The organism is Streptococcus oralis, assembly GCF_001578935.1.
GTDB classification, from domain to species: domain Bacteria; phylum Bacillota; class Bacilli; order Lactobacillales; family Streptococcaceae; genus Streptococcus; species Streptococcus oralis_R.
Map to the genome: position 1 here is coordinate 299,949 of NZ_KQ969521.1, position 2,526 is coordinate 302,474.

Genomic DNA, 2,526 nt, shown 5'->3' on the forward strand with positions numbered 1-2,526 from the left:
AAGATATGCTACAGCAATTTGGTGGCCATCTAAGTGTAGACGGCAAGAAAATCACAGTTCAAGGACCACAAAAACTGACCGGACAAAAGGTAGTTGTGCCAGGAGATATTTCCAGTGCAGCCTTTTGGTTGGTCGCTGGTTTGATTGTTCCAAACTCTCGTGTGGTGCTGCAGAATGTGGGCATCAATGAAACGCGGACAGGTATTATTGATGTCATTCGCGCCATGGGTGGAAGATTGGAAATAACTGAAATCGATCCAGTTGCTAAATCAGCAACCTTGACTGTCGAGTCTTCAGACCTGAAAGGAACGGAGATTGGTGGAGCCTTGATTCCCCGATTGATTGATGAATTGCCTATTATTGCCCTTCTAGCGACACAAGCGCAAGGTGTAACGGTCATTAAGGATGCTGAAGAACTTAAGGTCAAGGAAACCGACCGCATTCAGGTGGTGGCAGATGCCTTAAATAGCATGGGAGCGGGTATCACTCCCACAGCAGATGGGATGATTATCAAAGGGAAATCAAGACTTCATGGCGCTAGAGTCAATACGTTTGGTGATCATCGAATTGGAATGATGACAGCCATCGCAGCTCTCTTGGTTGCTGATGGAGAAGTGGAACTTGACCGTGCTGAAGCCATCAATACCAGCTATCCTAGCTTCTTTGATGATTTGGAGAGCTTGATTCATGGCTAAGGTATTACTCGGATTTATGGGGGCAGGCAAGTCGACAATCGCAAGAGGATTGGACCCAGACTACATTGATATGGATGCCTTAATCGAGGAACGTTTGGGCATATCCATTGCGGATTTCTTCGCTGAAAAAGGAGAAGTGGCCTTTCGCCAAGTAGAGTCAGAAGTCCTAGCTGACTTGCTAAAAACTGACCGAGTTGTGTCAACTGGCGGAGGGGTTGTCATTTCTCAGCGAAATCGTGACTTGCTCAAAACCAATCCTGATAACATCTACCTAAAAGCAGATTTTGAAACCCTCTACCAACGTATCGCAGCTGATAAGGACAATCAGCGCCCGCTCTTTCTTAACAAAAGTAAGGAAGAACTAGCAGCTATTTTCCATGAAAGACAAGCTTGGTATGAGGAAGTAGCCAGTCGGGTTTTGGATGTGACCAAGTTAAGCCCAGAGGAAATTATAGAGGAACTGAGATGAAAATTGCCTATCTAGGTCCCAAGGGATCTTTTTCGCATCATGTTGTGCAGACAGCCTTTCCCAAAGAGGAATTGCAGGCCTTTGCCAATATCACAGATGTCATCAAGGCCTATGAACAGGGCTTGGTGGACTATTCTGTGGTACCAGTTGAAAACTCCATTGAAGGTAGTGTCCATGAAAGTTTGGACTACCTTTTTCACCAAGCTCGCATCCAAGCAGTTGCAGAAATCGTTCAACCCATTCACCAGCAGCTGATGGCAGTTCCAGGTCAGTCAAAAATTGAGAAGATTTTTTCCCATCCTCAGGCTTTGGCTCAGGGAAAAAAATTCATCGATGAACATTATCCAGAGGCTAAAATTGAGGTAACAGCCAGTACCGCCTATGCAGCTCGCTTCATTTCAGAACATCCAGATCAGCCTTATGCAGCTATTGCTCCTAAAAGTTCAGCTGAAGAATATGGCTTGGAATTGATTGCAGAGGATATTCAGGAAATGGAAGCCAATTTCACACGTTTTTGGGTTCTGGGAGCTGAAAGTGCAGCTATTCCCTTGCAGGCACAAACTGAAAAAATGAGTTTGGCCTTGACCTTACCTGACAACCTTCCTGGTGCTCTCTACAAGGCACTTTCGACCTTTGCTTGGCGAGGAATTGACTTGACAAAAATTGAAAGTCGTCCACTCAAGACAGCACTGGGAGAATACTTTTTCATTATCGATGTAGACTATAGTGACAAAGAACTGGTTCATTTTGCAAGACAAGAACTAGAAGCTATTGGAATCCAGCACAAGATCCTGGGAACCTACCCGATTTTTACCATAACTGATATAGAAAAGGAGAGTCAATGAGCAAAGAAAATCCTTTAAGTCATCACGAGCAGTTACGTTATGACTATCTCTTCAAAAATATTCATTACCTCAACGACCGTGAACGGAGGGAATTTGATTATCTGCAACAGAAAATGGCAGGTCCCAAGTCTGAAGTTCACCATTTCTATCAAGAAGAAAAAGAAGAAACTTGGGGTAGAGATATTGATCTTCCGACTTATGGCAGTAGAAGCCGGTCTAAGAAACGTGAAAAGGGAGCTCCTCAACCTAAAGTCAAAAAGAAAAAAAGAAGAATTCGCTTCAAACGAATATTGACTTGGTTCCTGCTGTTGATTACATGTGTAGTTGCAGGGATGATTTTCATGTTTCTTCGAGGGTTCCAGTCAGCGGCAAATCCAACAAATAAACCAGCTGATGCTAAAGCAGCTCAGGTAGAGGTCTTTAACGGTCAGGATACCAAAGACGGTGTGAATATTTTAGTGATGGGGACAGATGGCCGTATCGGTCAAAATAGTGCGGAGACCCGTACTGACACGAT

General features: G+C 44.2%; 2 protein-coding genes and 2 pseudogenes. All 4 read left to right on the forward strand.

Annotation, left to right across the window (positions count from 1 at the left end):
• Positions 1 to 695, forward strand: a pseudogene (locus SORDD15_RS01510) (3-phosphoshikimate 1-carboxyvinyltransferase); the annotation flags it as partial.
• Positions 688 to 1,164 (forward strand): shikimate kinase, encoded by a 477-nt coding sequence (locus SORDD15_RS01515; protein ID WP_061413747.1) that lies wholly within the window; start codon positions 688 to 690, stop codon positions 1,162 to 1,164. The pseudogene SORDD15_RS01510 and the gene SORDD15_RS01515, both read left to right, overlap by 8 nt.
• Positions 1,161 to 2,009 (forward strand): prephenate dehydratase, encoded by an 849-nt coding sequence (gene pheA / locus SORDD15_RS01520; protein ID WP_061413749.1) that lies wholly within the window; start codon positions 1,161 to 1,163, stop codon positions 2,007 to 2,009. Before SORDD15_RS01515 ends, pheA begins: the two co-directional genes overlap by 4 nt.
• Positions 2,006 to 2,526: pseudogene (locus SORDD15_RS10240) on the forward strand (LytR family transcriptional regulator); the annotation flags it as partial. The gene pheA and the pseudogene SORDD15_RS10240, both read left to right, overlap by 4 nt.

Excerpts from the sequence above, each read along its gene's own strand:
- pheA (WP_061413749.1), top strand. The coding sequence starts at position 1,161 with ATGAAAATTGCCTATCTAGGTCCCAAGGGATCTTTTTCGCATCATGTT.
- SORDD15_RS01515 (WP_061413747.1), top strand. The coding sequence starts at position 688 with ATGGCTAAGGTATTACTCGGATTTATGGGGGCAGGCAAGTCGACAATC.